Source organism: Aeromonas sp. HMWF014 (assembly GCF_963878295.1).
Taxonomy (GTDB): domain Bacteria; phylum Pseudomonadota; class Gammaproteobacteria; order Enterobacterales; family Aeromonadaceae; genus Aeromonas; species Aeromonas popoffii.
The window spans coordinates 1-7,339 of sequence record NZ_CAWNYS010000058.1 but is presented as its reverse complement, the minus strand read 5'-3'; the positions used below and the strand labels follow the sequence as shown (position 1 = coordinate 7,339).

At 59.0% G+C, this 7,339-nt stretch carries 7 protein-coding genes; 6 read left to right on the top strand and 1 reads right to left on the bottom strand.

Going from position 1 to position 7,339, the window contains the following annotated elements:
• The 6 genes from AAC083_RS02315 to AAC083_RS02290 form a co-directional block, all read left to right on the top strand.
• Positions 1 to 398: BatD family protein (locus AAC083_RS02315; protein WP_441296516.1), on the top strand; the 398-nt coding region annotated here is incomplete at its 5' end.
• Between the two features lie 34 nt (positions 399 to 432).
• The gene (locus AAC083_RS02310) at positions 433 to 1,023 is read left to right on the top strand and encodes a sigma-70 family RNA polymerase sigma factor (protein ID WP_108535739.1); all 591 of its coding nucleotides are present in this window, start codon (positions 433 to 435) and stop codon (positions 1,021 to 1,023) included.
• Entirely contained in the window at positions 1,016 to 1,759 is a 744-nt protein-coding gene (locus AAC083_RS02305) for a DUF3379 domain-containing protein (RefSeq protein WP_108535738.1), read from the top strand. The genes AAC083_RS02310 and AAC083_RS02305 overlap by 8 nt, the downstream gene beginning before the upstream one ends.
• Before the next feature lie 409 nt (positions 1,760 to 2,168).
• Positions 2,169 to 3,467 (top strand): outer membrane protein transport protein, encoded by a 1,299-nt coding sequence (locus AAC083_RS02300; RefSeq protein WP_108535737.1) that lies wholly within the window; start codon positions 2,169 to 2,171, stop codon positions 3,465 to 3,467.
• 251 nt (positions 3,468 to 3,718) lie between these two features.
• Positions 3,719 to 4,975, top strand: coding sequence for an OmpP1/FadL family transporter (locus tag AAC083_RS02295; RefSeq protein WP_108535736.1), 1,257 nt, complete (start codon positions 3,719 to 3,721; stop codon positions 4,973 to 4,975).
• Positions 4,976 to 5,105: 130 nt separating this feature from the next.
• Positions 5,106 to 6,329 carry an EAL and HDOD domain-containing protein gene (locus tag AAC083_RS02290; protein WP_042037324.1) on the top strand — a complete coding sequence of 408 codons (1,224 nt, stop codon included), beginning with the start codon at positions 5,106 to 5,108 and terminating at the stop codon, positions 6,327 to 6,329.
• On the opposite strand, the gene AAC083_RS02285 is transcribed toward AAC083_RS02290, so the two are convergent.
• Positions 6,326 to 7,339, bottom strand: a 1,014-nt coding sequence (locus tag AAC083_RS02285) for an acetyl-CoA C-acyltransferase (protein ID WP_108535735.1), incomplete at its 5' end; no start/stop codon positions are given. The two genes, AAC083_RS02290 and AAC083_RS02285, sit on opposite strands and share 4 nt — an antisense overlap.

Below are 7,339 nucleotides of genomic sequence, written 5' to 3'. Positions count from 1 at the left end.
TCACCGGACCAAACCATGAGAGCCTTTACTGGGTGATCTGGGCCCTGCTGCTGCGCGCCCTCTGGCAAGGGTGGCCACGCTGGCACGCCTTCTATCGCTTGCAGCGGGCACTGCGGCGCGAGGATGCAAACCATGCCAGAGCGACCTTGCTGGCATGGGCCAGCCTGCGCTGGCCACGACGCCATGCGCACCGCACCGCACACCTCACTGACTTGCCCTGTCGCCATGCCCCCGCGCTTGCCACCGGACTCGCCGCACTGGATCGCGCCTGTTTTGCCACCCAGGCCTCCCCCTTTGACCGTCAGACCCCATGGCAAGGCCTCGCCGGCCCGCTATGCGCGTATGAACCTTTTGCGATAGCCTATGGCCTCATGCTACTGGCACGCTTGGGTCAATGACCCTTGGGGACACTCATATAAAGGAAGCCCAGCGATGGCGTTAGGTTTTTTCAAAAAAAAAGGAGCCACCGTCGGAAAGGATCCCACGGTTTCCCCGGTCTATGGAGGCATGGCAGACAAACAGACCAAATACGAAGCCCTGGTGCATGCCCTGCACGGGGACATTTATCGCTACGCCTACTGGCTATGTCGGGATCCGCAGGTGGCGGAGGATCTGGTGCAGGAGACTTTCCTGCGCGCCTGGAAGGGCATCGACTCGCTGCTCGATGACAAGGCCGCCAAGGCCTGGCTCATCACCATATTGCGACGGGAGAATGCCCGCCGGTTCGAGCGCAAGCAGTTCGATCTCATCGATCTCGACGAGCATCCCCAGAGCGATCCGGATGCCTTGCACAACGAGCAGGAGATGGAAAACGAGTGGCTCAGACGCCATATAGCCCGCCTGCCCGCCGAGTATCAGGAGCCCCTGCTGTTGCAGGTGTTGGGGGGCTTCAGCGGCGACGAGATAGCGGCGCAACTGGGATTGAACAAGAACACCGTCATGACTCGCCTGTTTCGGGCCCGCAACCAGATCAAAGAGGCGATGGAGTCAACGACACAACAGAGAGGACACACCAATGGATGAGCTGGAATTTCGCCGGCGGGCCATCACCCATCCGCTGGAGCATGACCCCGCCTTTCTCGATGCGGCGCAGGCCACCCCCGCCAATCGCAAGCATCTGGACGAGATGAAGCAGCTGGACCGTCGCCTGCATCAGGCGCTGGAGGTCGAGGTACCGGCCGGGCTGGCCGAGCGCATCCTGCTCAGGCAGGCGCTGAACGCCGAACAGGAGAGCCAGGTTCCCCTGCAAGTAAGCCCGCGCAGCCAATGGCGCCCGCTGGCCATGGCTGCTTCGGTCGCCTTCCTGCTCGGCATGAGCACCCGCTGGCTCAGCTGGCCGCTGACGCCACCGGCTGAACTCTCCCTTGCCCAGGTCGCCATGGCCCACGTCTACGGGGAGGAGCCCTTCATCAAGGATGTGGATGAGAAGGTGAGCCTGCGCACCATCAACGCCAAGATGGAGAAATATGGCGCCACCCTGATGGGCATGCAAGACCTGAACGTCACCTACGTCAATCACTGTGCTTTTTACCAGGGACCGGCGCTGCACATGGTGTTCCAGGGCAAGATGGGACCCGTGACCCTGTTCCTGGTGCCCAAGCATGTGCCACTCACCCTGCAGCCCACTTTCGAAGATGGCCAGCTCAAGGGGGAGATAGTACAACTCAAGGGGGCCAACATGGTGTTAATCGGTGACATGCAGGAGCCACTGGATCCGATGGTGCAGGCGCTGGGATCCCGTCTGCACTGGTCGATTTAACAGGTGTTAACCCAATCCTGACTTGTATCACATCGAGTCAACTGCACGGGCAGACAATCCGGTTCTCTGCCCGTTCCTCTCCTTTCCCACCACAATCCTCACTCATTTGCCGCCCAATCACTGCAAATGGTCAAAATTATTTTTGTGATGCGGATCAGCATTAACGCTCGGATTTCATTCAATAAGTGGCAAAAGAGACTATTTAAACGCCAAGTTAAAACAAATGATTAACACAATAGTCACTTTTATGTATTCTGCTGTCACTGGTCTGATTTCTTACCTCCTACCAGAACCATAGAATCACGCCAGAATTGAATGGGAAGAAGCTGAAATAACAACAGATCTTGTCATATACGGTGGCAAAAAAGCCCTGATGCTGACAGAAAATCTGCCTACAAGAGAGAACACTATGACAACTGCCTTTTTCAAAAAGAGCCTGATCGCTGCCGCCGTCACCCTGGCCAGTACCCAAACCTTCGCCTCCGCGTTCCAGCTGAACGAACACTCAGCCTCCGGTCTGGGTCGCGCGTACTCAGGGGAAGCCGTCGTGGCGGACAATGCCTCCGTGGTGTCACGCAACCCGGCAGCCATGACCCGCTTTGACAAGATGGCACTCTCCGTCGCCGGCACCTACATCAAGCCGGATGTGGATGTAAATGGTGATATCTATGCCGGCCCCACCAAGTTGGCAAGCGCCAGCGAAAGCGGTATCGCGCCGAGCGCCTTCGTGCCTGCCACCTACTTCATCCAGCCGCTGAACGATCAGTGGGCATGGGGTGTCGGCATATTCTCCAACTACGGTCTGTCCACCGAATATTCCGACAACTTCAACGCAGGCTCCATTGCCGGCGATACAGAGCTGCTGACCGTCAACATCAACCCGAGCATCGCCTACCGCATCAACCAGCAATTCAGTGTCGGTGCGGGTCTGAACCTGGTGTATGCCGAGGCGGAATTGAACCGCCGAGCCGGTGTGCTGGCCGCCGTGCCGCCACTGAGTGGCGTGCCGGGTATCGGCAAGGACACCATCGTCAGCCACATGAAAGGGGATGACTGGGGTTACGGCTGGAACGTGGGCACCATGTATGAGGTGAACGAGAACAACCGTTTCGCCCTGACCTATCGCTCCCAGGTAGACCTGACCTTCAAGGGTGACTATCGGGGAACCTCCTCCGGCTTCAAGACAGTCGGTGGCGAACTGCCGCTGGAGCTGCCAGCCCAAGCCGAATTCGCCGGTTACCACCGCCTGAACCAGCAGTTTGCCACGCATTACTCGGTGAGCTGGACCGACTGGAGTGCCTTCCAGGAGCTCAAGGCCACCAGCGGCCAGTGCAACAGCGCTGACGGTGTCGGCGTCTGCCTGCACAAGCCGGAGAAGTTCAAGGACTCCACCCGTTACTCGCTGGGCGGCACCTGGTACGTCAATCCCGCTTGGGAAGCTCGCATCGGCTTCGCCTACGACAAGACTCCGATCACACAGGAATACCGCAGCCTGAGTATCCCGGACTCCGATCGCATATGGTACAGCGCCGGTGCTACCTACCACATCGACAAGGACATGAGCGTCGATTTCGGTATGGCCTATCTGGACGGCAAGAAAGTTGACGTCAACGAGAAGCTGGTCGAAAACAGCGAAGCGCTGCGCTGGAAGGGTACCTCCCACGGTAACGCCCTGCTGGCCTCCGCTCAGTTCAACATGAAATTCTGATCGTCAGCCAATTGACAAGAGCGCCTACGGGCGCTCTTTTTTATGCCAAATTCGTTTTCAGCGTACATCTGTAGCAAACAGTTGTTCACTTTTCCTTTTTTATCAAGCTATTAGCCCCCTATCCCTCAGCATTTAATCTTGTTTTTCTCCCCGCAGTGCCTCTGCCGTTGCCTTACTGGTCATACCATATAAAATCCTGCACCCAACCATAAGACAGATTGAACGCCAAGTTCACTTTCAAGGACCATCCCATGCACTCCACCATGACGCCGTCTCTCATCGCCCTGCTGATGCTATCAAGCCAGGCCCAGGCGGCAGGTTTCCAGCTGGCAGAACAATCCGCCACCGGCATGGGCCGCGCTTTCGCAGGCGAGGCCGCTATCGCCGACAATGCCAGCGTGCTCTCCCGCAACGCCGCCGCCATGACCCGCTTCAATCGCATGGCCTTCTCCGGCGGCTTCATCTATGTGCGCCCCGACGTCAACATCCAAGGGATCACCAGGGTCCCCACCGCCATGGGACCCGTCACGCTGGATGCGAGCGCCCACGACATTGCCGATGATGCCTGGATACCGAACGCCTACCTGATAGTGCCGCTCAATGAGCAGTGGCGACTGGGGCTGGCAGCGACCGCCTACTACGGCCTCGGCGTCGAGATGCCGGACAACTATAATGCCGGTCACTTCGGCAATGTCTCCGATATCAAGACCCTGGATCTGAGTGCCTCACTGGCCTATCGCATCAACCGTGTCTGGTCTGTCGGTGCCGGCATATCCGCCATTCAGGGGGAAGGGGAAGTGGGTGGCACCTTCCCCTCCAACAACAAGATCGCCAAGCACCTGAAGGGGGATGGCTGGGCCATGGGCTGGAACCTGGGTACCCTGCTGACGCTGTCGGATGCGACTCGCATCGGCCTCTCCTACCGCCACGACGTGACCCTGAGGCTCTCTGGCGATGCCATCGGCATCGATCAAAACGATCAGCCATTTAACGATACCGGCAGCCTGGAACTCCCCCTGCCCGCCACCGCCGAACTGGCGCTGTTTCATCAGCTGACGCCTAGCCTGGCGCTGCACTCAAGTATCAACTGGACCAACTGGAGCAAGTTCGTGCAGCTCGAATCCGAGCTCGACCACCACGGTGTCATGCACATCAAGGACGAACATTGGGAAGACAGCTGGCGCTACGCTCTGGGCCTGACCTACCAGCTGGCACCACAATGGCAGCTGCGCTCCGGCCTGGCCTATGACCACAGCCCGGTGCCGGCAGATCGCCGTACCATCTCAATCCCTGACTCTGATCGGGTCTGGTACAGCGCCGGGGTGGGTTACCAGATCGACCGCCACCTCTCGCTGGATCTGGGTCTGACCCTGATCGATGGCAAGAAGGTGGAGGTGACCGAAACCATGCAGCTGAAACCCGGGCTGCCGCAGACCACCTCCACCTTCCAGGGTACCTCGGAAGGGGATGCCTGGCTGGCCGGCCTGCAGTTGAATTACCTCTTCTAGCCCAAGCAGAGGCAGATCTCTCCTGCCATACAAGCACTATGCCAGTTATTGACCGTTTCCAGTCCGGTAGCACTGGCATAGTGCGCATCTTCACAATAAAATCAATCCAGTACCCACACTGGAGAGATGCATGTATTCATACGTAGCAAGGCAGCCCATCCTGGATCGGGAGTTGAATACCCACGCCTATGAGCTGCTGTTCCGCGACAGTCTGAATAATGTCTTTCCGGTGATCTCCTCCCAACAAGCCACAGCCAGACTGGTGGTCGAGCAGTTCCTGCAACAGAACATCGATCAGCTGCTCGGTGGGCATCCCTGCTTCATCAACTTCCCCCACTCCCTGTTGCTGGAGGGGCTGGCCGAATGCCTGCCACAAGATAAGGTGGTCATCGAGATCCTGGAAGATGCCGATCCCGATGATGCCCTGCTGGCCAAGGTGCAGCAGCTGCATGGGCTAGGTTATCAGCTGGCGCTGGACGACTTCACCATGTCGGACGAGTGGGAGCGCTTCCTGCCCTATATCCACATCATCAAGTTCGATCTGCGCGCCACCTCGCTGTTGCGGATCAAGATGTTCATCCAGCAGCATAAGCACCTCTCGCTCACCTATCTGGCGGAGAAGGTAGAAGACAAAGCGGAGTTCGAACGGGTGAAAAAACTCGGTATCGATCTGTTCCAGGGTTTCTTCTTCAGTCGACCCGAAATGGTGAAACAGGCCACCATGCAGCCCGCTCAGGTGGTGGTGATGCAACTGCTTAATGTGGTCAATCAGGAGGAACCCGACCTCAATCGCATCGAGCAACTGCTAAGTCAGGACATATCGCTGTCACTCAAGCTGCTGCGTTACGTCAACCACCTGAAGAGCCACGCCAATCCGATCTCCTCCTTTCGCCAGGCGGCCGTCTATCTTGGCCACGCCCAGCTCAAGCGCTTTGTAACCCTGGTCGCCACCACCAGTGCCGGCCATGGCAAGAGCGCCGAGCTCTATCAGATGTCCATGATCCGGGCCCGTTTCTGCGAGCTGCTGGCCCACGCCCATGCCCCTACCCAGCAGGCACAGCAAGCCTTCATCACAGGGTTGTTCTCGCTGCTGGATGTGCTGATGGAACAGCCGATGGACAAGCTGCTCGGCACCATTCCCCTGATCGAGGAGATCCGGGTCGCCCTGCTGGAACGCAAGGGCAACCTGGGATTTTATCTCTCGTTCTGTGAGGATTATGAGAGTGCAAACTGGCAGCGCATCACCGCCAAAACGGCCCGGCTCGGGCTCAATGAAGAGAAGGTCAGCCAGCTCTATCTGGCCGCAACGGCCTGGGTCAACCAGCAACTCCAGGCCATGGCAGACACGGATTAACCCAGCTCGATGGCAACCGCCGTCGCCTCTCCCCCACCGATACACAGGCTAGCCACTCCCCGCTTCAGGCCACGCGTGCGCAACGCATGAATGAGGGTGACCAGGATCCGGGCGCCGCTTGCCCCCAGGGGATGACCCAGTGCGCAGGCCCCGCCGTTCACATTCACCTTGTCATGGGGCAGCTTGCAGCCCGCCATTGCCAGCATACTGACCATGGCAAACGCCTCATTGACTTCGAACAGGTCAACCTCTTCCACTCGCCAGCCCACCTTGGCCAGCAAGCTGTGGATGGCGCCGACCGGGGCGCTGGTGAACTCGGCAGGGGCGGCCGCATGACTCTGATAACCCACCAATCGTGCCAGCACGGGCAGACCCAGTTGCGCGGCCGTCTCGGCCCGCATCAGGATCAGCGCCGCCGCCCCATCCGAAATGGAGCTGGCGTTGGCTGCCGTGATGGTGCCCTGCTTGCTAAATGCCGGTTTCAAGTGAGGGATCTTATCGGGCCTGGCCTTGGCGGGTTGCTCATCCTCGGCAAGCAGCAGGGTATCTCCGGCCAGCACCGGTGCCAGCTCATCCCTGAAGGCACCGCTTTGTTGCGCCGCCAGGGCGCGCGCCAGGGAAGCGATGGCAAAAGCGTCCATGTCGGAGCGGGCCAGACCGGCGCGATCAGCACTCACCTGAGCGTAATGTCCCATCAGTTGTCCTTCATAGGCATCCTGCAGGCCATCAAGGAACATGTGATCCAGCACACTCTGATGCCCCATTCGAAAACCGCTGCGCGCCTTGTCAAGCAAGTAGGGCGCACGGCTCATGCTTTCCATACCGCCTGCGATCACGATGTGAGTGTCACCGAGGCGCAAGCCATCTGCCGCCAGCATCACCGCCTTCATGCCGGAACCACACACCTTGTTGACCGTGGTACAGGGGATGCTGTCCGGCAAGCCGGCCTTGAGCACCGCCTGACGCGCAGGCGCCTGGCCCACCCCGGCACTGAGCACATTGCCCATATA

Coding starts and splice junctions, on each gene's coding strand:
- AAC083_RS02310 (WP_108535739.1), top strand. CDS start 433: ATGGCGTTAGGTTTTTTCAAAAAAAAAGGAGCCACCGTCGGAAAGGAT.
- AAC083_RS02300 (WP_108535737.1), top strand. CDS start 2,169: ATGACAACTGCCTTTTTCAAAAAGAGCCTGATCGCTGCCGCCGTCACC.
- AAC083_RS02295 (WP_108535736.1), top strand. CDS start 3,719: ATGCACTCCACCATGACGCCGTCTCTCATCGCCCTGCTGATGCTATCA.
- AAC083_RS02290 (WP_042037324.1), top strand. CDS start 5,106: ATGTATTCATACGTAGCAAGGCAGCCCATCCTGGATCGGGAGTTGAAT.
- AAC083_RS02305 (WP_108535738.1), top strand. CDS start 1,016: ATGGATGAGCTGGAATTTCGCCGGCGGGCCATCACCCATCCGCTGGAG.